Source organism: Streptomyces echinatus, from assembly GCF_014203595.1.
GTDB classification, from domain to species: domain Bacteria; phylum Actinomycetota; class Actinomycetes; order Streptomycetales; family Streptomycetaceae; genus Streptomyces; species Streptomyces echinatus.
The window spans coordinates 26460-50200 of sequence record NZ_JACHJK010000002.1 but is presented as its reverse complement, the minus strand read 5'-3'; the positions used below and the strand labels follow the sequence as shown (position 1 = coordinate 50200).

17 protein-coding genes and 1 pseudogene are annotated in these 23741 nt (G+C 73.7%); 2 read left to right on the top strand and 16 right to left on the bottom strand.

Going from position 1 to position 23741, the window contains the following annotated elements:
• Positions 1 to 107: 107 nt before the first annotated feature.
• The 8 genes from FHS34_RS04745 to FHS34_RS04710 all read right to left on the bottom strand — a co-directional run bounded on the left by FHS34_RS04745 (position 108) and on the right by FHS34_RS04710 (position 9606).
• On the bottom strand, positions 108 to 1079 hold the full coding sequence (locus FHS34_RS04745; protein WP_184961443.1) for an LLM class F420-dependent oxidoreductase: 972 nt from the start codon (positions 1077 to 1079) through the stop codon (positions 108 to 110).
• Positions 1080 to 1128: 49 nt separating this feature from the next.
• A complete protein-coding gene (locus FHS34_RS04740) occupies positions 1129 to 2697 on the bottom strand; it encodes a serine/threonine protein kinase (RefSeq protein ID WP_184961441.1) in 1569 nt (522 codons plus the stop codon).
• A 144-nt stretch (positions 2698 to 2841) separates the two neighbouring features.
• Positions 2842 to 3801, bottom strand: a complete 960-nt coding sequence (locus FHS34_RS04735; RefSeq protein ID WP_184961439.1) for a threonine/serine dehydratase family protein — start codon at positions 3799 to 3801, stop codon at positions 2842 to 2844.
• Between the two features lie 99 nt (positions 3802 to 3900).
• Positions 3901 to 4926, bottom strand: a complete 1026-nt coding sequence (locus FHS34_RS04730; protein WP_184961437.1) for a polyprenyl synthetase family protein — start codon at positions 4924 to 4926, stop codon at positions 3901 to 3903.
• The gene (locus FHS34_RS04725) at positions 4923 to 5963 is read right to left on the bottom strand and encodes a tetratricopeptide repeat protein (protein ID WP_184961435.1); all 1041 of its coding nucleotides are present in this window, start codon (positions 5961 to 5963) and stop codon (positions 4923 to 4925) included. Before FHS34_RS04725 ends, FHS34_RS04730 begins: the two co-directional genes overlap by 4 nt.
• A gap of 153 nt (positions 5964 to 6116) precedes the next feature.
• The gene (locus FHS34_RS04720) at positions 6117 to 6794 is read right to left on the bottom strand and encodes an AIM24 family protein (RefSeq protein WP_184961433.1); all 678 of its coding nucleotides are present in this window, start codon (positions 6792 to 6794) and stop codon (positions 6117 to 6119) included.
• Between the two features lie 56 nt (positions 6795 to 6850).
• On the bottom strand, positions 6851 to 8197 hold the full coding sequence (locus FHS34_RS04715) for a CAP domain-containing protein (RefSeq protein ID WP_184961430.1): 1347 nt from the start codon (positions 8195 to 8197) through the stop codon (positions 6851 to 6853).
• Positions 8198 to 8442: 245 nt separating this feature from the next.
• The gene (locus tag FHS34_RS04710) at positions 8443 to 9606 is read right to left on the bottom strand and encodes a serine hydrolase domain-containing protein (protein WP_184961428.1); all 1164 of its coding nucleotides are present in this window, start codon (positions 9604 to 9606) and stop codon (positions 8443 to 8445) included.
• A 309-nt stretch (positions 9607 to 9915) separates the two neighbouring features.
• On the opposite strand from FHS34_RS04710, the gene FHS34_RS04705 reads away from it, so the two are divergent.
• Positions 9916 to 11703: a M4 family metallopeptidase gene (locus FHS34_RS04705; RefSeq protein WP_184961426.1), complete on the top strand. Its 1788-nt coding sequence runs from the start codon at positions 9916 to 9918 to the stop codon at positions 11701 to 11703.
• 91 nt (positions 11704 to 11794) lie between these two features.
• Here the strand turns inward: FHS34_RS04705 and FHS34_RS04700 are convergent, their stop codons facing one another.
• From FHS34_RS04700 to FHS34_RS04675, 6 genes and pseudogenes are all read right to left on the bottom strand, one after another.
• A complete protein-coding gene (locus FHS34_RS04700; protein ID WP_184961424.1) occupies positions 11795 to 12130 on the bottom strand; it encodes a hypothetical protein in 336 nt (111 codons plus the stop codon).
• A 127-nt stretch (positions 12131 to 12257) separates the two neighbouring features.
• A complete protein-coding gene (locus FHS34_RS04695) occupies positions 12258 to 14084 on the bottom strand; it encodes a SpoIIE family protein phosphatase (RefSeq protein WP_184961422.1) in 1827 nt (608 codons plus the stop codon).
• A 189-nt stretch (positions 14085 to 14273) separates the two neighbouring features.
• Positions 14274 to 17275, bottom strand: a pseudogene (locus FHS34_RS04690) (helix-turn-helix transcriptional regulator).
• A gap of 104 nt (positions 17276 to 17379) precedes the next feature.
• Positions 17380 to 17730, bottom strand: a complete 351-nt coding sequence (locus tag FHS34_RS04685) for a UBP-type zinc finger domain-containing protein (protein WP_184961418.1) — start codon at positions 17728 to 17730, stop codon at positions 17380 to 17382.
• Positions 17727 to 19178 carry an ATP-binding protein gene (locus FHS34_RS04680; RefSeq protein WP_184961416.1) on the bottom strand — a complete coding sequence of 484 codons (1452 nt, stop codon included), beginning with the start codon at positions 19176 to 19178 and terminating at the stop codon, positions 17727 to 17729. Before FHS34_RS04680 ends, FHS34_RS04685 begins: the two co-directional genes overlap by 4 nt.
• Positions 19175 to 20851, bottom strand: a complete 1677-nt coding sequence (locus FHS34_RS04675; RefSeq protein ID WP_184961414.1) for an NAD(P)/FAD-dependent oxidoreductase — start codon at positions 20849 to 20851, stop codon at positions 19175 to 19177. Before FHS34_RS04675 ends, FHS34_RS04680 begins: the two co-directional genes overlap by 4 nt.
• 323 nt (positions 20852 to 21174) lie before the next feature.
• On the opposite strand from FHS34_RS04675, the gene FHS34_RS04670 reads away from it, so the two are divergent.
• Positions 21175 to 22041 (top strand): universal stress protein, encoded by an 867-nt coding sequence (locus FHS34_RS04670; protein ID WP_184961412.1) that lies wholly within the window; start codon positions 21175 to 21177, stop codon positions 22039 to 22041.
• Positions 22042 to 22127: 86 nt separating this feature from the next.
• On the opposite strand, the gene FHS34_RS04665 is transcribed toward FHS34_RS04670, so the two are convergent.
• Both FHS34_RS04665 and FHS34_RS04660 read right to left on the bottom strand, forming a co-directional pair.
• Positions 22128 to 22874: an MBL fold metallo-hydrolase gene (locus tag FHS34_RS04665; RefSeq protein WP_184961410.1), complete on the bottom strand. Its 747-nt coding sequence runs from the start codon at positions 22872 to 22874 to the stop codon at positions 22128 to 22130.
• Between the two features lie 111 nt (positions 22875 to 22985).
• Entirely contained in the window at positions 22986 to 23615 is a 630-nt protein-coding gene (locus tag FHS34_RS04660) for an alpha-ketoglutarate-dependent dioxygenase AlkB (RefSeq protein ID WP_184961408.1), read from the bottom strand.
• Positions 23616 to 23741: the final 126 nt, after the last annotated feature.

Sequence of the window (23741 nt, the reverse complement as noted above, 5' to 3'; positions counted from 1 at the left end):
GCCGGACGTCGGCGTCCGGCAGGTCCACGCCCCGCCGACACCTTCGGCGTGCCGGCGGCGGCCTGTGCCATGCTTTGGCCGACCCGTGTTGCGGCGGCCGCGAGGCGTCAGGCGAACGCCTCCCGCAGCGCCGGCAACAGGGTCTTCGCCGACCAGTCCAGGTAGTCCCGCTGTGACTCGCCGCCGATCTGCACCAGGGCGATCTCCCCGAACCCGGCCTCCGCGTAGGGCCGTACGGCCTCCACGAAGGCGTCGGGGTCGTCACCGCACGGGATGGAGCCGGCGACGTCGTTCTCGGTCACGAACCCGGTCGCGGCCTCGAAGGAGTCGGGGTGCGGCAGCTCGGCGTTCACCTTCCAGCCCAGGCCGAACCAGCGGAACTGGGAGTGGGCGCGCTTGACGGCCGTGTCCCGGTCGGGGTCGTAGCAGACCGGCAGCTGGCCGACCCGGGGCTTGCCGCCGCCGCCGTGCCGGTCGAAGGCCTCCAGCAGGCCCGCCTTCGGCTCGGTCGCGATCACCAGGTCGGCGAGGCGCCCGGCGAGCTTGCATGACTGGTCGCCGGAGACGGCGATGCCGATCGGCGGCGCCTCGTCCGGCAGGTCCCACAGCCGGGCCGACTCCACGTCGTAGTGCTGTCCGTGATGGGTGACATGGCCACCCTCGAAGAGCGCCCTGATGATCTCGACGGCCTCCTCGAGCATCTCGTGGCGGACGTCCACCGGGGGCCAGCCGCCGCCCACGACATGCTCGTTCAGGTTCTCGCCGGCGCCGAGGCCGAGCCGGAACCTGCCCTCCGACAGCAACTGCACGGTCGCCGCCTTCTGCGCCACGATCGCCGGGTGATAGCGCAGGATGGGGCAGGTCACGTAGGTCATCAGCGGGATCCGCGAGGTGGCCTGTGCGGCGGCGCCGAGCACGCTCCACGCGTACGAGGAGTGCCCCTGGGCGCGCAGCCACGGGAAGTAGTGGTCCGAGATCACCGAGAAGTCGAAACCCGCCTCTTCGGCTCCCACCACGTGATCCACCAGGTCCCGGGGGCCGGCCTGCTCGGTCATCATCGTGTATCCGATTTGCACCATGACGGGCGAGTCCCCGGCTGGACGTGGGGAAAACGGCCGGCGGTCCCGGTCAGTCCTTCGGCACCCGGAACGTCCGCAGGAACGTCCGCAGGGCCTGCCGGCTCGCCGCGTCGTCCCAGGCCGCCGCCGGGGTGGTGAAGCGCAGGGAGAATCCGCGCCGGCCGCCCAGCAGGAAGCCGCGTCCGAAGGTGTGCACCCGGGCGGCGCCGGAGCCGGCCAGCCACTCCAGGTCGGCGGCCTCGCGGCCCTGATAGGTGGTGGCCCGGAGCGTGCCGACCCGGCGGTAGCCCGGCTGCTTCGCCAGCTCGGGTTCGACGTCGTCCCGCCAGACGGCGACCGGGGCGCGGTCGACGCGCTCGGTGTAGGTGACGGCCAGCGTGGGCGCGGCGCCGCCCCGGCCGAAGGTGACGCGGTAGGCGCGGTCGGCCGACCGGGCGGTGGCCAGCCGTTCCCAGCCCTCGGGCAGCGCCACCGAGAAGCCCTCGGGAGCGTTGTACCGCTGGTAACCGGCCGGCAGGGCGGGGGAGGCCGAGGCGGTCGGCGCCGGGGTGGGCGCGGTGCCGTCGCCAGTGTGCCGGGCGGTGGGAGCGGTCGGCACGGTGGCCCGCGGCGGGGCCTCGGCCGTGTCCCTGCCCGGCAGCGCGTCGGTCGCGGCCAGTACCGCGGCGGCCACGGTGACCACGGCCAGCGCGGTGCCGGCGGCCAGCATCCGGCTGCTCCGTAGCGGCACAGCATGACGCACGCCCGCGTACGCCCCGCGTAGCCGGGGCTCGGGGGCCGGCCGCCGGTCCGCGTCGTAGTCCTCGCTCAGCGCCCGGGTCAGGGCCTCCCGGACCACCGGCCGGGTCAGCCGTTCCCGCGGGTTCTTGCGCAGCAGCCCCTGCACCGCCTGGGCGAGCGGGCCGGCGCGCAGCGGGGTGCGCAGCGGCAGCCGGTCCACCGCCTTCAGAGTGGCCTCGGCCCGGCCGCGGTCCCTGAACGGCGGCCGCCCCTCGACCATGGTGTAGAGCAGCGCGCCCAGCGCCCACAGGTCGGCGGCCGGACCGATCCGCTCGTCGCGGGCCTGCTCCGGGGAGGCGTACGAGGGAGCCGTGAGCCGGGGCACGAGTGTGGTGCCGGCCAGCCCGAACCCCGTGACGACCACCGGCCCGTCCTCCCTGACGAAGACCTGTCCGGGGCTCAGCTCGCCGTGCGTGATGCCCTCGTCGTGCGCGGCCTGCAGCACGTCGAGCAGCTCCAGGCCGAGCCGGGCCGCCCGCACCGGGTGGAACGAGCCCTCCCGGGCGAGGAGTTCGCCGAGCGGCACGCCGTCGATCCACTCGGTCACCGTCCACAGGGTGCCCGCCTCCACCGCGGCGTCGACGACCGCGGCGATCTGGCCCGGGCGCAGCGGCCGCATGGTCTCGCTGGTGCGGACGACCCGGGCCGTGGCCCGGCGCGCGGTGTCCTCGGCGACGGGCTCCGGCAGAGCGGTCTGCGCCACCAGCCGGGGCTGCTCCGCCGCGACGTCCTCGGCGTACCACCACAGACGGTTCGTCTCGCGGGAGAAGACCTCCAGGAGCCGGTACCGCCCGGCGACCAACTCATGTGCGGAGACGTGCGCCTTGACCATGGTCATCCCTCGCTGAAACCCCTGCCTCGACTTTCCCAGAGGTACGCGGGGCCCGCGGGGGAGCGTTCAAAGAATCCTCGATTCAGGCCCCTTCTTGCCTTTTATTCAAACGTTCGAAGGGGCTTGCGATTTCGGGATGCCCGCCGTGGCTCACAGCAGCCCGAAGCGGTCGGCCCAGCCGGTGAGTTCTCGGGGCGTCGTGTTGCCGCCGCACACCACGAGCCCGATCCTGGCGTCCGCGCCGATCCGCGCCGCCACCTGCCGGGCCGCCGGCAGCAGACAGCCCGCGGCCGGCTCGGCCCACACCTTGGCGTGGTCGGCGAGGTCCAGGCAGCCCTGCACCGCGTCCCGGTCCGGGACCACCAGGACCTCCTCGACGAGCGCGGACACATGGTCGTACGTCAGCCGCGACACCGAGGGCGCGCTCAACGTGGTGACGAGGGAGGACAGCGGCACCGGGACCGGAGCGCCGGCCCCGAGCGCGCCGGACATCGCCTGCGCGCCCACGGTCTCCACGCCCCATACGCGCACCCCCGGACGGCGGGCGCGCAGGGCCGCCGCCACGCCGGCGATCAGGCCCCCGCCGCCGACGCTGACGACGACGTCCGTCAGCTCGCCTGCGTCCTCGGCCAACTCCAGTCCCACGGTGCCCTGTCCGGCGATCACGACCGGGTCGTCGAAGGGATGGACCAGGGTCAGGCCCTCGTCCCGCAGCACCGTCACCAACCGGAAGGCGCTGTCCATGCCGTCGGTCAGCCGCACCGACGCCCCGGCGTCCTCGACGAGCGCGATGGAACGCGCGGGCGCGGAGCGCGGCATGACGACGGTGGCCTTCACGTCCAGGGCCGCCGCCATCACGGCGAGCGCGATCCCGTGGTTGCCGCCGCTGACCGCGACCACGCCCGCCGCCCGTTCGGCCCCGCTCAGCGACAGCAGCTTGGCCGTGGCCCCGCGCGCCTTGAACGAGCCGGTGCGCTGGAGCAGTTCGAGCTTGGCGGTGACCGGGACGCCGAGCAGCGCCCCGAGGCCGGGGCTCGGCACCGTCGGCGTCCGTACGACGTGTCCGGCGATCCGCCGCGCGGCGGCTTCGATGTCCGAGATGTCGATCAAGGCGTCTCACCCTTCCGGCACGGACCGGGAACCGCGCCGCTCGCACCTTGGCCCGCCGGCAGGGCGGTGGTCAACGCCGTTTCGGATCACGGATCACGGCTACAGCGCGCGGCCCACCAGGTGGTCCAGCAACCGGGTCAGTTCCCCGGCGGGGCCGGCGGCCAGCGGTGCGGTGCCGAGCAGCCGCCGCGCGGCGGCCGTGTGGTTACGGGCCTCGGCGAGCGCCGCCGCACGGCCGCCCGCCGCCTCGATCAGCGCGGCGGCCTCCTGGGCGTGCCCGGGGTCGCCGAGTAGCGCGGGCAGCCGCCGGGCCGCCGGGGAGCCGAGCGCGGCCAGCACCGGGAACGTCTTCTTCCGCTCCCGCAGATCGCCGCCCACGGGCTTGCCGGTGACGGCCGGGTCGCCCCAGATGCCGAGCACGTCGTCGACCAGCTGGAAGGCGATTCCGAGGTGCCGCCCGGCCCGGTCCAGGGCGTCGGCCGTGTCCTGCGGTGCCCCGCCGAGGGTGGCGCCGAGCGCGGCGGCGCAGCCCAGCAGCGCGCCCGTCTTGCCCTCCGCCATCGCCCGGTACTCCTGTGGCGTCACCCGGTCCGGGCCGGTCCAGGGCCGGGTGGCGAACAGCAGGTCGTCGGCCTGCCCGCGGACCAGGTCGGCGAGGGCGGAGGAGAGCAGCCGCAGCGCTCCGGGGCCCTCGGGCACGACGGCGAGGGTGTCCACCGCCAGCGCGAACAGGGCGTCCCCGGCCAGTACGGCCGGCCCCGTGCCGTACGCCCGCCACACCGCCGGGCGGCGGCGCCGGGTCGCGTCGCCGTCCATGATGTCGTCGTGCAGCAGCGAGAAGGCGTGCACCAACTCGACGGCCACCGCCGCCGGGACGCCGGCCTGTCCGTCGGCACCGGCGGCCTCGGCGCCGAGGACGGCGAGCGCCTGCCGCACACCCTTGCCGCCCGGCGCCTCGGCGGGTGCCCCGCCGACCTCGCACCAGCCGAAGGAGTACGCGGCCATCTCGGCCGTCCAGGGATGCAGCCGCTCCACCGCCTCGCGCAGCCGGGGCCGCACCAGGTCCCGGCACCGGGCGAGGGTCCGGGGAGCGGACTCGCGCACCGGAGAGGTGAGCGCCGTCATCGCGCGGCCTCCGCGTCGAGGCCGAACTCCCGCTGGGCCCGGGCCACCATCTCGCGGGCGTGCCGCAGCCCGCTGCGCTCCAGCGTCCGGGCCAGGCCGGCGAGTTCGGCCGCGGTCTCGGCGCGGTCGCGGCCCAGCCGGGCCAGGGACTTGGCCAGCCCCAGCCGGGACAGCGCCTCGCCGCGCGGTTCGCTCATCGTCCGGAACTCCGTCAGCGCCAGCTCGTACCGGTCGCGGGCCTCGGAGTGACGGCCGGCGCGGTACAGGACGTTGCCCTGCATCTTGTGGTTGTAGGCGAGGGCGCTGGAGAGGTTCATCTCCCGGCAGGTCGCCTCCGCCTCGGCCAGCAGCTCCAGCGCCCGCTCGGTGGCGCCGTCGCGCACCGAGAGCACGTCCGCGAGTCCGCGCAGCGCCCAGGCGTGCCCGCGCCGGTCGTCGGCCCGGCCGGCTATCTCCGCCGCCTCCTCGAACAGGGCGTACGCCTGGTCGTACTCGCCGGTGTTGCGGTGCATCTGGGCGATGCCCTCCAGTGCCCAGACGGTGTGCCGGGCCTCGCCCCGCTTGCGTGCCTCGGCCAGCAGCCGCTCGTGCAGCCGGCCGACCGCCGCGTAGTCGCCCTGGATCCGGCCGGTCTCCGCGAGCCCGGCCAGCGAGTAGCCGCGGACGACGACGTCCCCGCCGCGCTCGCCGAGTTCCGCCGCGAGCCCGAGCAGCCGCCAGGCCAGTGGGAACGCCCCGCGCTGCCGGGCCAGCGTGCCGCCGCTCCACAGCGCCCAGGCCATCGCGGCGGTGTCGCCGGCCTTTCGGGCGGTGCGGTAACTCGCCTTCCAGGCCCGGTCGGCGTCCTGGACGTGGCCGAGCCGCCGGTGCGCCTCGGCGACGGCGAGCCCGCAGCGCGCCGCCTCGCCGGGGCTCCCGGCGCGTTCGGCCTCGCGCAGCCGCTCGGTGGCCTCGGCCAGCACGTCGACCAGCGAGGAGTTCACGGACAGGGTGGTGAGGGCGCCCTGGTACTCCGGGGCGAAAGCCTTGCCGTACATGCGTACCCTTCTATACACGGAGTGTATACATGTCGTGTATAGCGTCTAGAAAATGTGCCCCGGCCCTGAGGGGCCGGGGCCCGGTCTGTTGTCGATCAAGACGCGGCTACCGCGACGGGGGTTGCCCGTGGGGTACGGATCACATGTGAAGGTTCAGTGCTGCTGCGCCTTCTGGGGCGTCAGCTCGCTCGGCCGCACCACGACGAAGCCCTCTCCCTGGAGCATCAGCTGCACGGCCTCGCCGGAACCGCCGCGCAGCATGGAGCCGATGGACTGCGAGCGGTGCAGCGAGGTCTGCAGGTGCGCGGTCCAGCCCACCACCGCGTCCGTGTCGACGTACACGGGCGCCTGCGCGGAGACCGGGATGACCAGCGGGTTGCCGTCGCAGACCAGGCCGAGCCGGCCCTGGCCGCTGAACACGCTGTTGAAGAGGCCGCCGCCGGCGATGCCCGATCCCTTCACCGTCTTTATCTCGTACGACAACGAGGCGTCGAAGCACAGGACGTTGCGGCCGTTCACGGTGAACCGGTCACCGGCCTCGACGTCGACGATGAAGCAGTTCTGCGCCTCGTGCGCGAACCATGCCTCACCCTGCCCGCGCACCGCCATGAGCGGCAGCCCCTCACCCGTGACCGCACGCTTGAGCATGCCGCCTACGCCCTGCCCCTTGCGCTCGAACTGGAGGTTGCCGCGGTAGGCGACCATCGCGCCCTGCCGGGCGTGCATCTCGCCGTCGACCGTGTAGCGGATGCACTTGGCGTTCTCCACGGACATGCCCGGCACTGCGGGCGGCTGCACCACGTGCTGACTGGAAAAGAGGTCACCCTTCATGCGGGGCATGGTGACCCGGACGGCGGCATTCCGCCAAGATCGCGGAAGGTACCGGTTCAGCCACCGAACAGCTGTGTCCAGTACGTGCCCGCCCGGCCGCCGCCCGCGAAGCCGACGCCGAGGTGGGTGAACTCCCGCCCGAGGATGTTGGCGCGATGGCCGGGGCTGTTCATCCAGCCCGCCACGACCTCGCCGGGTGAGCGCTGGCCGCAGGCTATGTTCTCGCCGACCGTGCGCCGCCGGGCTCCCGCGGCGGCGGCCCGGTCCCAGGGCTCGCCGCCGTCGGGTGAGGTGTGCGCGTAGAAGTCCCGGGCCACCATGTCCGCGCTGTGCGCCTGTGCGGCGGCCGTCAGCAGCGGGTCCGCGGCCAGCGGGGGCAGCCCGGCCCGGCCGCGTTCGGCGTTGGTGAGGGCGAGGACCTCGGCGGCCGTACGCGTCAGCCCGGCCGGCGTCAGGGGCGAGGCCCACAGCGCGGTCCAGAACCGGTCACCGGCGTCCGCGTGGGCCAGGGCGGCATGCCGGCAGGCGGGGTCGAGCAGGGTGCGCCGGGTCCCCTCCGCGCCCAGGCAGTACTCCACGAACTCGGCCGGGGTGCGCGGCCCGGAGACGAGATGCTCGCCGACGAAGAGGTACGCGTAACCGGCCGCCGAGATCCGCTGGTGGACCGACATGCCGTCCGGCCCCTCCACGCCGAGGCGGCCCGCGTCCGCCATGGCCCGGGCATGCGCACGTGCGGCGGAGAGCAGACGAGGGTCGGGTGCGACGGGCGGTGCGCCGGTGCGGGCGCGGGCGGTGTTGACCAGGCGGGTGAAGTCGTCGGAGGCCGGGGGGACCTCGGAATCGGGGGAGTGCCGGGGGGACTGCTGGGGCGCCGAGCGCCGGGGGGAGCGCTGGGGCGCCGTCGCCGGGGTCCGTCCGCCGTCGTCCGACACGTCCACACCGAAGTCCCGGGCGAGTCCCGCCAGTCCGTCGGCGTACCCCTGCCCGATCGCCCGCAGCTTCCAGCCGGCGCCGGGACGCAGATACAGCTCGGCGAGCAGCAGGACGGTCTCCGGACCCGGCCTCGGCGGTGCGAAGCCGGCCACGGCACGGCCGGTGCCGTCGGTGACGTCGAGCCGGGGCGCCGGCAGCCGGCCGAGCGGGGTGCCGGGCGCGGCCGCGCTCACCACGACCGTGACCCGGCACGCGCCGCCGCGCAGCCGGGCCGGATCGACGGTCAGGGTGTCACCGCGCAGCCGCACGCCGGGCGCGTCGGGCTGGTTGTAGAACACGAAGTCGGCGTCCCCGCCGACCTTTCCACCGGCCCCCGTCACCAGTGCGGACACATCGAAGTCACCGGCCACCCGCAGCCGCACCGCCCCGCCGGGAAGGATCACGTTCCCCCCGGGCACAAGCTCACCCATCGCCACCGCCCGGCGTCCGACCATGTCACCGACACAACGCCGAACCCCCCAACCAAGTTCCCGCGGCCCGCCCCAAGGCGGCGCGGCGAACCGCGCGACGCCCCCCGCTCTCCCGCACCCGGCAACGAACCGGCATCCCATCACCGCGCACCGACAACGAGGTCCCCGCAAGGCCACCCAAAGGGGCTCGGGGAACTGCGCGACCAGCCCCCCCGCACCCCGCATCCGGCGACGGCCCGCTCCCCCTACCGCTTCGCCGCCTTCGGCTCCCCGCAGAACGCCGACTCCAGGACCCCTGCCAACGTGCCCAGCACCTTCCCGTTGTTCGACGTGTTGGCCACGGCCGTGAGACTCCGCCCGCCGTCCTTCGTGGCGAACGCGTACGAGTAGTACCCCTGCACCGCCCCCGTGTGCCCGTACACCGACACCCCGCAGGACAGGTCACGCCGCCGCAGCCCGAGCCCGTACGCCGTCGTGCCGTCGACCTTGGTGAACCGCTCCATCTCGGCGAGCCGCGCGGCCGGCAGCAGCTTCCCTCCCAGCAGGGCACCGTAGAAGACGTCGAGATCCCGCGCGCTGGAGATGACGGCCCCCGCGCTCTGCGCCCAGGACACGGTCTGCGCGGTCGCGTCGACCAGTGGGGCGCCGGCCTTGTCCGGGGTCAGGTACCCGCGGGCGTACCGGCCCGGAATCGCGGTGTCGGGATGGACGTAGAACGTGTCCTGAAGTCCCAGCGGCCCGATGATGCGTTTGTCGTACGCGGTCCGCACGGGCTGCCCGGTGAGCTTCTCGATGAGCATGCCCGCGACGACGAAGTTGGTGTTGGAGTACGAGTAGGCGGCGCCGGCGGCGTTGGTACGGGGCTTCTGCAGGGCGAGGGCGACCAGCTGCCGGTAGGTGAAGACCTTGTTCCGGACCGCCTCGAAGCCCTTGACGCTGTCGGCGAACATGTCGTTCGTGTAGTCGGCCAGGCCGCTGCGATGACTCAGCACCTGACGGACCGTGATCCGGTCGTCCGGCAGCAGCTCCGGCAGATAGCGGTTGACCGGCGCGTCGAGCGAGAGCCGGTGTTCGTGGACGAGCTGGAGCAGCACGACGGCCGAGAACGTCTTGGTGATGCTGCCGACCCGGAACCGGTCGTCCGTGGAGATGAGCCGCCGGGTGTCCCGGTCGGCGACGCCGTGCGTGACCCGGTAGGTCAGCCCGTGGTCGTCGATCCGGACGAGTGCGCCGGGCGCGCCCTGGGCCACCGCCGACCGGAGCACCGTGGACAGGCCCGCGAGGTCGGGCGCCGGGAGCGCGGCCGCCGGGGTGTGCGGTTCCTGGGTCGCGGCCCGCGCGGGGACCGCGAGGAGCGACAGCGCGACCGCTCCAAGGACCGCCCCCCGGCCCACCGTTGCTGAGACCATCCCCTGTCACTCCTGTCGTTCGGCGTCTGATGCGATTTCGGTCACATTCCGTCCACGGAACCTAGGGGATGGTGATGGCGTCTCCACAGCCGACACACAGTCGGTGGTCCCGCGATCACTCCATGGCGCCCATTCGTAAAGGATTGTCATAGAAGTTCGCGAAATGGATCATTCCGGCTTTACGTGCGCATGACTGATCCGCAAGGGTTGTCCCTCGGGGCCGGACGGGCCCCCGTGGCCCCCAACTGGGCCATGCCTCAAGGCGGTTGGCAACCCCTTCCGCCTTCGAACGAAGGAACCCTGATCAGATTGCGTAGACCGCACATACGCACCGTGGCGGTCGCCGTCGCGGTGGCGACGGCTGCCACAGGCCTGGCCGGTACGGCCTTCGCGGGTCCCTCCTCGGAGGTGGAGCGGTCCGCCGCCTCCGCCGCCTCGAACGCCACGGTGGTGGTGGAGGCGGCGCGCACCGCGGCCTTCGCGCACGCCTCGGCGACCGGCGTCTCGGAGGGCGATGCTCTGCTCGCCCAGGACGTCATGATCGACCCCGAGGGCGCCCGGCACGTTCGCTTCGTCCGCACCCACAACGACCTGCCCGTGCTCGGTGGCGACCTCATCGTCCACCTCGACGGCAAGCTGGCCTACACGGGCGTGACCCGTGCGGCCGACCACTCCGTCAAGCCGGCCGCCGCCAAGGCCAAGCTGACCGCCGGCCAGGCCGCCGCGAAGGCCGCGAAGGCGGCCAAGGGCGACGCGAGCAGCGCCCAGCTCGTGGTGGACGCCCGCGGTGGCGCCTCCGCCCTCGCCTACCAGGTGACCGTCACCGACCAGGACAGCTCCCGTACTGTCGTCGTCGACGCGGTCACCGGCAAGGTGCGCAGCAACACGCCCGACCGGGACGAGTTCCTGTCGCCCAAGCTGCTCGACACCCTGCGCGAGCGCGGCGAGACCATCGACCCGGCCACCGGCGCCGGTTCCGCCTCCACCGCGTCCGGCCTGGCCGGCTCGGGTCTCTCCGGCGTCACGCACTACCCGACGTCCGCCAGGGGCACCGGCAAGACCCTCTTCGTGGGCAACGTCGCCCTCACCACCACGGCGACCTCGCGCGGTCACTACCAGCTCAAGGACCCGAGCCGGTACGGCACCGAGACGCGGGACGCCAAGGGCTCGTACACGGAGAAGTTCAGCGCGGGCTCCAGGTTCACCAGCACGACGAACGTGTGGGGCAACAACGCGACCTCCAGCCGGGTCAGCGCCGCCGCCGACGCCCAGTACGGCATCACCAAGACGCTGGACTTCTACAAGTCCACGTTCAAGCGCAAGGGCATAGCCAACAACAGCAAGCCCGCGCTGGCGATGGTCCACTGGGGCAAGAAGGTCGCCAACGCCTTCTGGGACCCGACCTGCAACTGCATGCTGTACGGCGACGGCGACGGCCAGATGTTCAAGAAGCCGCTCGTCGTCCTCGACGTCACCGGTCACGAGCTGACCCACGGCGTGGTCGAGGCGACCGCCAACCTGCAGCCGACCTTCGTCGACTCCGAGGGCAACCAGTACGGCGAGCCGGGCTCGCTCAACGAGTCGCTCGCGGACATCTTCGGCTCCAACGTCGAGTTCTACGCCAAGAACGCGAAGGACACGCCGGACTACCTGGTCGGTGAGAAGCTGGGCCTCGCGCAGAAGTTCCTGCGCCGCCTGGACCGGCCGTCCCTCGACAAGCTCGAGGGCACGATCGACTACTGGTCCCCGGACACCTTCTACACCGAGGTGCACGCCGGTTCCGGTGTCTCCTCGCACGCCTACTACCTCCTGGCGGAGGGAAGCGGCAAGAAGAAGATCGGCAGCGTCACCTACAACTCGCCGACCTACCACAACATCACGGTCAAGGGCATCGGCCGCACCAAGGCGACCGCCATCTACTACCGTGCGCTCACCCGCTACATGGTCTCCACGACCGACTTCCACCAGGCTCGCATCGCGACCCTGAAGGCGGCCAAGGACCTGTACGGCGCGAACAGCACCGAGTACAAGACGGTCAGCCTGTCGTGGGCCGCGGTCAACGTCACCGTTGCCAACACGCCGAGCGCCCGCCACTGACGGACGGCAACGCTCAGCAGCACCACCGGATGCCCCGCCCCGCGCGGGGCATCCGCATGCCGGGCGCGGCCCGGCCGAAGTCGCCGCCCCGTCAGATCCCGGACATGGCCGCCCCCAGCGCGAGCGCGAACGTCATCGGCAGGAGCACGCAGCCGAGTCCGGCGCCGGCGGCCAGCGCGCGCGGTGTCCGCAGGGACCGGCGGTGCGGCAGCGCCCAGGAGACGGCGAGCAGGCCGACCGACCAGTAGAAGGCTCCTCCGAAGGCGTCGACACCGTCCTCGGACCGGAACCACTTGTACTCCAGCACGAGGAAGGGCAGGGCGATCAGGGAGGCCACGAGAGGCGCCTTCCACCAGGTCTGGTGGGCGAGGTGCGGTGGCTGGTCCTGCGGTCGCTCGGCGTCGGGCCGCATGGCTTCGGGAGACATGCGGTCATCTCATCATCACCTCAGGGCCACGGGACAGCGGATCGCGTACTCGTCCTCGCGGGCGCCGGGTCGCCGAGCACGGGCGGGGGCTCCGGCTCATGGGTTCGGGGCCTCACAGTTCGGGGCCTCACGGTTGGGGGCCGCGTGTCGGGTCCTTCACCGGGGCCCGTTCCTCCAGTGAGCCGGGGGCGGCTCTGCCGGGAGCGGCGGGGCTGCGAGGCGCCTGCGGGGGTGGCGGCGGACTCTGGTCACCCGGGGAGCCGGCGCCGGCTGTGGGCAGCCGCAGGGCGAGCAGGGCGGTGTCGTCGCCCTGGGGCGTGAGGCGTTGCAGCAGTTCGTCGCAGAAGACGTCCACGCTCTCCCCGGCAAGGCTCCGGGCGAGGACGGAGGCGTGGTGGCGGAGCTTGTCCATGCCGGCGTCGATGGGGCGGTCCCTGCTCTCGACGAGACCGTCGGTGTAGAGGAGCAGGGTGGCTTCGGCGGGCAGCTCCTCGTAGGTGTCCGGCCAGCTCAGCCCCAGGTGGAGGGTGGCACTCATGCCGATCAGCGGTCCGTGCCCGCCGGTCAGACAGCGGGTGCCGCCGTCCCGGGTGACCAGGAGCGGCGGGGGATGGCCGGCGTTGACCCAGTGCAGCCGCCAGGGGCCCCCTTCGGGGCCTTCGACGCGGGCGAAGACCAGCGTGGCCATGGGCGCGTCGCTGGTGTGGGTCACCGCCTCGTCCAGCCGGCACATGATCAGGCTGGGTGGTTCCACAAGGGTCCAGGCCAGCGCGCGCAGCATGTTGCGGACCTCGGCCATGTGGGCGGCGGCCTGCAGATCGTGGCCGACCACGTCTCCGATGACCAGGGCCATGACGCCGTCCGGGAGCAGGAAGGCGTCGTACCAGTCGCCGCCGATCTCCATGGCGCTCTGTGCGGGCAGATAGCGGGCCGCCATCCGCAGGTGGTCGACCTGGGGCAGCGGTGCCGGCAACTGGCGCTGCATGGTCTCGGCGACGTTGCGCTGCTCGTCGTAGAGCCGCGTGTTGTCCAGCACCAGGGACAGGCGGCGGCCGATGTCCGCCAGCAGCCGGACCTCGGCCTCGGCGAGGCCGGGGGAGTCCGTGCCCCGGCCCACGGTCAGCGTTCCGTAGTCGTGGTGACGCGAACGGATCGGGATCACGGCCGCCTGACGGCCGCCGAGCGTCTCGAACAGGATCCGGTGGGTGGCCGCGAACGCCGCTTCCGGATCCCGCAGGTCGGTGGCGCTCACCAGCACCGGCCGGTCACCGGACGCGCCCCGAGGCGCCCCGGCGGGCAGCGGCCCCTCCAGCCGTCCGGCCCGGCGGGGGTGGCCGGCGAGCCGCACCGCCACGCGCTCCAGCACGGCGGAGCGCGCGTCGACCAGGTCGACCACGGCCCAGTCGCCCATGGCCGGAACCAGCAGGGGGAGAAGCCGACGCGCGGCGGTGGTGGCGTCCATGCTCGACATCAGCACCGACGACACGTCCGCGAGCAGGTTCAGCCGACAGGTCAGCGCTTCGAGGGCGGCCGTGTGGGCGGCGGCCCGCTCCTCGGCGTCACGATGCAGGCTGAAGTCGCTGAAGACGACCACCAGCCCGCTCCTGTGTCCCCCGAGCCCGAAGGGTGTCGTCGACCAGATGATCGGCACGGTGGTGCCGTCACCCCGCAGGAAGTACTCCTCGCTGCCCTCCTCGGCATCCCGGCCGCTGCGCAACGGCGCCCGCATCAGGCACAGCTCCCGTGGCACCGTCCCGCCGTCGGGACGACGGTGAAGGAGATCGTGCCCGTCGCGGCCCAGCATCTCCGCCGCCGACCGGGCCAGCAGCCGTTCCGCCCACGGATTGACATACGTGATGAGCCCGTCGGCGTCCATGGTGAAGACACCCGCGCCGATGCTGCCCAGCACGGCACCCGCGAACTCGGGGCCCGAAGCGTCGTCCGGTCTGGTCACGCGCCCACTCCTCAGCGGTCGGTCCGGCCGTGACCGTGCCGCCGGGGGGCGAACGACCGGCACAGCCGTCCCGTCTGTCTGCGTGCCCGCCGACCGTTCCTATAGTCCTGATCAGGCACTCCTGATCGGACAGCAGTCCTGATCAGGTGGGCCGGGCGGCCGCCGTGCGGCGTCGCGCGAGGCGGAGCGTCACGCGGGGCCGGCCGGCTGCGGTGTGATCAGGCCCCGGCGATAGGCGACCGCCACCGCCTCCGTGCGGCTCGCGACGCCCAGCTTGGCGAGGATGTTGGAGACGTGCACGCTCGCCGTCTTGCCGGTGATGAACAGCTCCTCGCCGATCTGCCGGTTGCTGCGGCCCCGGGCGAGGAGCCCCAGCACGTCCCGCTCCCGCGCGGTCAGCGGCACGGCGTCCGCACCGTCCGCGCCGGACCCGAGACGGCTCCGGCGGGTCAGCCTGTCGATACGCTCCAGCAGCGCCACGGCGCCCAGCCCGGCCGCCGTCTCGCGGGCCAGCCGCACCTGCTCCGCGGCCTCCGCCCGCCGCTCCACGGCCAGCAGCGCCCAGGCCCACCGCAGCCGGCACCGCGCCTGCTCGTAGACATCGCCGGCCGCGAACGCGGCGACCGCCTTCTCCCAGGCCGCCGGATCCGGCCCCGACACGACCGTCGCGAACTCCGCCTCGGCACGGGCCAGCCACGCCTGGCCCTCCGGGCCCTGCACCCGGCCGTCCGCGTCCTGGCCGGCCGTGTCCCGCGCCAGTTCCACCAGCTCGGCCGCGATCTCCGCCCAGCGGGCCGGATCCCCCTCGGCGTCGCCCGTACGGCGCGCCTCCACGGCCCGGTCGGCGACCGCCGTCAGGCAGAGCGCGGCGAGCCGGACCGCTACGCCCGGCCGGCGCGCCGTACCGTCACCGAGCGCCTCGACCGCCTCCCGCATCCGCTCCATGGCCCCCGCCACGTCACCGCGGCGCACGGCGTCGTCGGTGAGCACGATCCCGGCGACCAGCGAGCCCATCCAGTCGAACGGCCCCTCCAGCAGCGCACGGGCTCGGTCGGGGACGCTCTCGTCACCGCGGGCCAGCGCCACGTACAGAGCCGGGCCGGCGACACGGACGCCGCCCGCCGCGGGCAGCCCGGAGATCGCTTCGGCCGCCATACGCACGCACTCGTCCCAGCGGCCCAGCGTGTACAGCACCACCAGCTGGAGAAAGCGCATCTCCCGCGGATACGCCGAGGACGACAGCCCGGCCCGGCGGGCCCGGTCGAGGCCGTCGGCCAGCACGGGCAGGCACTCCGCCAGGTCGCCGGCTTCGAAGGCACCCATCGCCAGGCCGAACAGCGCGCGCAGCTCCACCGGGGCGTTCCCGGCGGTACGGGCCAGGTCCCGGGCCTGCCGCAGCCGCTCCCGGCCCTCCCGGGAGCGCCGGCCGCCGCCCTCGGCGTTCGCCAGGGATATCAGCAGATCGGCCCGGGCGGCGGTCATGCCCAGTTCCTCGGCCGCCCGCAGGGCCTGCCGGCCGACCCGCAGCGCGAGGGCCTCCTCGCCGACCTGACGGGCCGCCACGGCGTGCGTGGCCGCCGCCCACACCCAGGTCCGCGACGGCGGATCGGCGGGGATCAGCGCCAGCGCCTCGCTGCTGTAGCGGAACGCGGCGGCCAGGCTGTCCACGATCAGCAGGTTCCCGGCCAGCGTGTACCGGACCCGGGCGGCCAGCTCGTCGTCGGCGTCCTCGCCGACCCCGGCGAGCGCCGCCCGGGTCAGCGAGACCGCGCGGTGGAACTCCCCGGCGTGGGCCGCGGCGGCCGAGGCGCGCAGGGTCAGCGTGATCCGGTCCTGCTCCTGCCCGGAGGGCCGGGCGGACGCCGGCACCGACGCCCACAGGTCGAGGGCGGCCTCCAGGTGCCGCAGCTCCTCGGCGGGCGCGCCCAGCCGCCGGGCGTGGTCGGCGGCCTCCAGACAGGCCGCGAGCGCCTCGGGCAGGTCGTGGCTCTCCCGGGAGTGGTGGGCGCGCTCCGCCGCGGTCGCCGGGGTCCGGCCGCGGGACGCGAGCAGCCGGGCGTAGGCGCCGTGCAGCCGGGACCGCTCGCCGGGCAGCAGGTCGGCGTAGACCGCCTCGCGCGTCAGAGCGTGCCGGAAGGCGTAGGTCCCGTCGTCCTGGGCGGAGAGCAGCTGGTGGCCGACGGCCGCCCGCAGGGCCGCCTCCAGCGTGTCCTCGGGCAGCCCGGCCGCCTCCCGCAGCAGCGCGTGCTCCACGCGCCGGCCGGCCACGGCGGCGGTCCGCAGCACTTGCTGGGCGGTCTCGGACAGCTGCTCGACCCGGATGAGCAGCAGGTCGGCCAGCCCGCTGGGCACCCCGTCGGTGTCCTCCGCCGGGTTCCCGGCTCCGTTCGCGCAGGGGGAGCCGCCCTCGGTCGCCGCGAACAGCTCCTGCGCGTAGAACGCGTTGCCCTCCGCGCGCGCGACGATGCCGCGCACGACGGCGTCGGGCAGCGGCCGGTCCTCCAGGGCCCGCACCAGCCGTGCGACCTCGGGATCCGGCAACGGCCGCAGCTCCAGGCGCTCCACGCCCGGCAGCCGGACCAGCTCGGCGAGCAGGGGGCGCAGCGGGTGGCGGCGGTGCAGATCATCGGCGCGGTAGGAGGCGAGGACCGCGAGCCGCCGGTCGGGGCCGCCGCCCGGCCGGTGCAGCACGCCCCGGCTGAACAGGAAGCGCAGCAGGTCCCGGGAGGACTGGTCGGCCCAGTGCAGATCCTCCAGGACGAGCAGCAGGGGGGCCACGGCGGCCAGGTCGGTCAGCAGCCCGGCGACGTCCTCGAAGAGCCTGAGCCGCCCGTCCGGGTCCCCGGCCGCGTCCGGGCCGGAGCCCAGCAGCCGGTGCACCGCCGGGTGCGCCGCCAGTGCGGCCGCGAACCGCTCGTCGGCGGCGAGCACGCCCAGTATCTCGGTGAACGGCAGATAGGGCAGGCCGACGTCGCCGAGGTCCACGCAGTGCCCGCTGACCACGGTCGTGCCGGCCCGCGCAGCCCGCCCGGCGACCTCGTCGAGCAACCGCGTCTTGCCGACCCCGGCGTCCCCGGCGAGCAGCACGGCACCCGCCGCGCCGCCCCGGGCGCGCTCCAGCACGCCCATGAGAGGGCGAGTTCCTCGTCCCGGCCGATCAACGGTGCTGTGGTGAAGACGGTCTGCGACACGGCCCCATCCTGACACGCGGCACCGACACCACCCCCGTGAACGGCGTCCCGGCCCCGTGCCCCACGCCCACGCAGCCAAGACTCCGGACCCTGCCCGGCGGGTGTCAGCGCAGTGTGCGTGCCCAGTCCTCCGGGACGCGGCCCGCCGGGCCCGGGACCGGCTGGCCGGCGGGATGGCTGACGGGAGCGGCGAGTTCGGGCCCGGAGGAGTACAACTCCTCGGTGGCGTAGTTCCAGAACCACGCCTCGCCCGGCTCGAAGCTGCGGATCACCGGGTGCCCGGTGGCCCGGTAGTGGGCGGTGGCGTGCTTCGCGGGGGAGTCGTCGCAGCAGCCGATGTGCCCGCACTGCGCGCACCGGCGCAGATGGAACCACCAGCCGCCCGCCTCCTCGCACTCCACGCAGCCGGGGCCGCTGGGCGGCACGTGCGGATCGATACCGTCGGCGTCGTTCATACCGGCTCCTCGTCGGGCGTGTCCGGGGTCAGGGGCAGCAGCACCTGGAAGCGGGTGTCGCCGGGCACCGACTCGACCCGCAGGACGCCGTGGTGCTTGTTGACGACGATCCGCCAGGAGATGTCCAGGCCCAGGCCGGTGCCCTCGCCGACCGGCTTGGTGGTGAAGAACGGGTCGAAGATCCGGTCCTTGATCTCCGGCGGGACACCGGGCCCGGTGTCCCGGAACTCCACCAGCAGCCGCTCGTGGTCGAGCCCCGTGCGCACGGTCAACGTGCCCTGTCCGCCCGCGCCGTTGATGGCCGAGACGGCGTTGTCCACGAGGTTGGTCCACACCTGGTTCAGCTCCGCCGGGTAGGCGGGCACCGGCGGCAGCGTACGGTCGTACTCCTTGACGACCTCGACGCCCGCCCCGATCTTCCCGGAGAGCATCAGCAGGGTGCTGTCGAGGAGTTCGTGCACGTCCACCACCCGGTAGGGCGCCCGGTCCAGCTGCGAGTACTGCTTGGCCGCGTCGACCAGGTGCGAGATACGGGTGGTGGAGTCCTCGATCTCGTTCATCAGCAGCTCGGTCTCGATGGTGTAGTTGAGCCAGCCCACCGCGTTGGGCAGGATGTCGTCGTCCACCGCCGCCGCGACCTGCTCCAGCCAGTCGACGTCCAGCCCGGCCTGCACGAAGGTGGGCGCCACCTGCCAGCCGTAGTCGATGCCGTGGTCCTCCAGCCAGTCGGTGAGCAGGTCCTCCCGGTCGGTGGCCTCCAGCGGGCTGAGCACCGGGGCCTTCGCCACCCGCTCCGCGGTGCGCTCCTGGATCTCGACCAGGCTCGCCAGCACCTCGCGGGTGAAGGGCCCCTCGGCGATCAGGCCGAGCTTGTGCCGCATCTTCGCGACCCGCTCCCGCAGGGTCGCGGTGGCCCGCACCGCCGCCGCCGCGGGGTTGTTCAGCTCGTGCGTGAGCCCCGCCGACAACGAGCCGAGCGCCAGCAGACGTTCCCGCTGCCCGATCATCGCCTGGGTGTTCTTCGCGCCGAAGAACAGACCCTCCAGCAGGTGCACGGCCATCGGGAACCACTCGCGCATGACGTCCGCGAAGAGATCGGCCGGCAGCACGAAGAACCGCGTCGGCTCCGTGACCCGCATGGAGTTGTTGTAGACCTGCCGCACCCGGTCGCCGAGGTAGGCCTGCATCGCGCCCGCGTACACCCCGCGCTGCGAGGTCCGGGTGACCTCCACGTCGTCACCGCCGACCCGCCGGGACAGCACGACCGTGCCCTCGATCATCGCGAAGAAGCAGGTGGCCGGGTCGCCCTCGGTGTACACCGGGCCCGGCTGGAACAGCTCCACCCGGCCCGCCGCGCACAGCCGGCCCAACTGCTCGGGGCGCAGCTTCTCGAAGAGGAACAGCGAGCCGATCTCCTGGGGGCTGCACGGCATGACCTGCCCGCTCATGACTGCTCCAGATACCGGTGGACGAGCATCACGGCCATGGCTCCTTCTCCGACGGCGGACGCGACCCGCTTGGCGGACTCGGCGCGCGCGTCGCCCGCGACGAACACGCCGGGAATGCTGGTCTCCAGGTGGTACGGCGGCCGGTCCAGCTCCCATCCGGCGGGCGGCCGTCCGTCGGCGGTCAGGTCCGGCCCGGCCAGGATGAAGCCGCGCTCGTCGCGCAGCACCGTCTCGCCCAGCCAGCCGGTCAGCGGGGCCGCGCCGATGAACACGAACATCCACTGCGCGTCGACCTGTTCGGTCTCACCGGAGGCGACATGGCGCAGCGTCAGCTGCTCCAGGCGGTCGGTGCCGTGCGCGGCGTCGACCACCGTGCGGCTGCGCACCGAGATGTTCGGAGCGTCGTTGATCTGCTGGATCAGGTAGTACGACATCGACGCCGACAGGTCGGAACCGCGCACCAGCAGCGTCACCGACTTGGCGAACCGGGACAGGTACATCGCCGCCTGTCCCGCCGAGTTGGCGCCGCCGACGATGTACACGTCGTGCCCCTGGCAGGCGGCGGCCTCGGTCAGCGCCGAGCCGTAGAACACCCCGCAGCCGGTCAGGTCGATGCAGCCGGCGGCCCCCAGCTGCCGGTACTGCACCCCCGTCGCCAGGATCACGCTGTGCGCGGCGATCGACGAGCCGTCCGCGAACCGTATGACCCGCGCGGCGCCGTTGACCTCCAGACCCGTCACCTCACGGGCGGTGAGGATCTCGGCGCCGAACTTGGCCGCCTGCCGCCGGGCCCGGTCGGTGAGCTGGGCGCCGGAGACGCCGTCGGGGAAGCCGAGGTAGTTCTCGATCCGTGAGCTCTGCCCGGCCTGGCCACCGGTGGCGGACCGCTCCACGAGCACGGTCCTCAGCCCCTCCGAGGCCCCGTACACGGCGGCGCCCAGCCCGGCCGGACCACCGCCGATCACGACCAGGTCGTAGAAGTCGGCCGCCGGACTCGTGGCGAGGCCGACGCGCGCGGCCAGTTCGGGCGCCTCGGGCTCCACCAGGACAGTGCAGTCCGGGGTGATCACCAGCGGCAGCCGCCGGCCGTCCTGGCCGGCCGCCGCCAGCAGCCGCTGCCCCTCCGGCTCCTCCACCGAGTACCAGCGGTACGGCACCTGATTGCGGGCCAGGAACTCGCGCACCTCCGACGACCGCGCCGACCAGCGGTGACCCACGACCTTGGTGGCGGGCACCGGCCGGTAGGCGCTGTTGCGCCAGGCGTCCAGCAGGTCGTCCAGCACCGGATAGAGCTTCTCCTCCGGCGGGTCCCAGGGCTTGAGCAGGTAGTGGTCCAGGTCGACCACGTTGATCGCGTCGATCGCCGCGCCGGTGTCCGCGTACGCGGTCAGCAGCACCCGCCGCGCCCCCGGATACACGTCGAGCGCCTGCTCCAGGAACTCGATGCCGTTCATCTGCGGCATGCGGTAGTCGGCCAGGATCACCGCCACCAGATCGCCGCGCAGCTTCAGCTCGCGCAGCGCGTCCAGCGCCGACTCCCCGGACTCCGCGCGCACGATCCGGTAGGACTCGCCGTAGCGCCGCCTGAGGTCACGGGCGACGGCGCGGGAGACCCCCGGGTCGTCGTCCACGGTCAGGATGACGGTCCGCGCTGCGTCGGCGGCCTGTGCCATGCCTCTCCCCACCCGAGTGCCGGATCCCACGGGACGGTGTCGTGGGGACCACCGCACCGGTTCCAGCCCATCGTATGTTCGATCGTCCGGGTTCGCTCCGGGACGAGGAACCGGCCGTGATCACCCGTGCCGGTCCGTGGACGGGCGGACCCCGTGCTTCCGGATGTCCGGGCCTCGGGGGAGGCGGCCGTGGTGCGTGCGCGCCCCGCCTCCCGGCGGAGCGTGCGGCGGCCCGCGGAAGAGATCATCATGACCGTGCGCGCGGTGCCCGTCAGCGGGTAACGGCACGACGAAGGACGCGGCGACCACGAGGAGGCCCATCGATGACACGCCCGATCACGGCAGGGGTGGACGGTACGGAGGAGAGCCGGGCCGCGCTGGACTGGGCGGCCCGGGAGGCCGTACGCCGGGACCTGCCGCTGCGCGTGGTGCACGCCTGGCGGTACGCCGAGGCCCTCGCCGCCGCCGACCGGGACACCCAGCGCGGATGGGTGTCCGAGGGGGTGACGGAGGCGGTGCGCACCGTTTCCGAGCGCCATCCGGGGCTGACCGTGACCACCGACGTCGTCGAGGGCGCGGCCGCGCACGCGCTGGCCGGCGCGGCGGCCGGGGCGGAGATGCTGGTGCTCGGTTCACGCGGGCACGGGCGCGTCCTGGGGTTCCTGCTGGGCTCCGTCGGCCAGCAGGTGATCGCTGAGGCGGCCCGGCCCGTGGTCCTGGTGCGCGCCGGGGACGAGGCCACCGCGGAGGCGGCCGGCCGGGACGTCGTGGTCGGCCAGCACGGCGGCCCCGAGGACAGCGCCGCGACGCTGCGGTTCGCCTTCGAGACGGCGGCGGCCCGCGGCGCGGCCGTCCGGGCCGTCCGGGCGTGGACGCTGCCGCCCGTGTTCGCCTACAGCCCCGGTTCGCTCAAGCTCCTCGACGACGCGGGCGGTCTCGAACCGTACGAGAGGCAGGCGCTGGCCGAGGCCCTCCAGCCCTGGCGCGAGCGGTTCCCGGAGGTGCCCGTGGCCGAGCACGTCGAGATGGGCAGCGCCGCCCAGGTGCTGCTGTCGGTCGTCGGCCGCGCCCAGCTGATGGTCGTCGGGCGCCGGGCGCGCCGCACGGCGGTCGGCGCCCGGATCGGCTCGGTCGCGCACGGGGTGCTGCACCACGCCGGCTGCCCGGTGGCCGTGATCCCGCACGAGTGAGCCACGTGGGACCGTCCGGCTCCAAGGGGGCGCGGGCGTCGGGCAGGACGTTCGCGACGTAGGCCATGGCACGCCCCCGCCCGTTTCTACGAGGCCCGTTCCCGGGCCAGGTCGGCCGCGGCGCGTACCGGGCCCCGGTGGACCGGGCCGTGGCCGGGCAGCAGGGTGTCGCCGTCGAGCGCGCCGATCAGCTCCAGGGAGTCCAGCGCCCGCGCGCGGTCGTGGTGGAAGAAGTCGAGCAGCATCTGCGGGCCCTTGACCCGGGTGGTGGGGTGCCCGCTGACCAGGGCGTCCCCGGAGATCACGATGCCGGCGTCGGGCAGGTGGTAGACGCAGTGGCCGTCCGTGTGGCCGGGGGTGTGCACGGGGACCGGCCGGCCCGGCAGGTCGAGCGGCCCGTCGGCCGGGAACGGCTCGGGCGCCGAGACGGGGTAGCTCTTCAGGCCGTCCACACGCATCACGTGCACCGCCCAGGGCAGGACACCGGGCCGCCAGGCGTTGCGCAGCACGCCGGGGATGTCGGCCTGCTGCAGGAACTCCCGCCGTGCGTGCGGGACTTCGGCCGGGTGCAGATACACCGGGGTGCCGTGGGCGGCGCGCAGGTACTCGGCGGAGCCCAGGTGGTCGTTGTGCGCGTGGGTGATCAGGACGGCGGTCACCGCGTCCGGTGAGGCGCCCACCGCCGCGAGGGAATCCAGCAGCCCCGGCCGGTCCCCGGGATACCCCGTGTCCACCAGCGTGACGGCGTCGCCGTCCTTGAGGATGACCCAGTTGGTGTTGTGGCCGTGCACCAGATAGGTGCCGTCGGCGACTTGTCGTACGTCAGCCCGCATGATCTCCCCGAGCCCTCAGCGGCGAATCGTCGGGGACAGCCAACCAGACGGGGTGGCTGCGCGCGCAAGGGGGCGCGTGGTGTCGTGCGCCGGACACCGGCCCGCCGGGCCTCAGCGCACGCCCTGCGGCCGGAACTGGATGCTGATGCGGGGACCCGTGGCCCGGCCGGTCTTCGGGACGCAGTGCTCCCAGGTGCGCTGGCAGGAGCCGCCCATCACGATGAGGTCGCCGTGGCCGAGGGGCCGGCGCAGCGTGGCGCCGCCTCCGCCGGCCGGGCGCAGCAGCAGGTCCCGGGGCGCGCCGACCGACAGGATCGCGACCATGGTGTCCTCGCGGGCGCCTCGCCCTATGCGGTCCCCGTGCCAGGCCACGCTGTCCCGGCCGTCACGGTAGAAGCACAGTCCCGCGGTGGTGAACGGCTCGCCCAGTTCGTCCGCGTAGTGCCGGGACAGGGCGGCGCGGGCCTCGTCCAGCACGGGGTGGGGGAGCGGGTCCCGCGCCCCGTAGTGGGCCAGCAGCCGGGGCACGGCGACCACGTTGTCGTACATCTTGCGGCGCTCCGCCCGCCACGGCACGTCCGACGCCAGCTGTTCGAACAGCGTGTCGGCCCCGCTCAGCCAGCCCGGCAGGACGTCGATCCAGGCGCCCGCGCCCAGCTCGGTGCGGCGCAGCCCGTCCAGCGGGCCGAGCCGTAGCTCGTCGGTCTGGTCGAACAGGGAGCCCTGGAGGTGCGTGGCCATGGACCCAGCGTACTCCCGAATCGAAAGTACGTTCCATTCGACGGGGGGGCGTCCGTGGCTTCCCAGGGGCTTTTGATACAGCGGTGTATCCGATACATTCGTGTATCGAAATGGAGGCCGGCACCG